Raw genomic sequence first — 240 nt, forward strand, 5'->3', positions numbered from 1 at the left:
TCAGCCAGACGCGGCAATGGAAGACGGCGATGCACTGATTTTCATGAACTTCCGTGCTGACCGCGCGCGTGAAATCACTCGTGCTTTCGTGAACGCTGATTTCGATGGCTTCGCGCGTAAGAAAGTGGTTAACGTCGATTTCGTGATGCTGACCGAATACGCCGCTGACATCAAAACTGCGGTTGCTTACCCACCCGCTTCCCTGGTTAACACCTTCGGCGAGTGGATGGCGAAAACGAA

Annotated in this window: 1 protein-coding gene; it reads left to right on the plus strand. The window is 53.8% G+C overall.

The features are described from left to right. Positions 1–240 (plus strand): hypothetical protein (locus tag HMPREF0058_RS11555; protein WP_040319986.1); only part of this gene is annotated, 240 nt, incomplete at both ends.

This window comes from Actinomyces urogenitalis DSM 15434, assembly GCF_000159035.1.
In the GTDB taxonomy this organism is placed as follows: Bacteria; Actinomycetota; Actinomycetes; order Actinomycetales; family Actinomycetaceae; genus Actinomyces; species Actinomyces urogenitalis.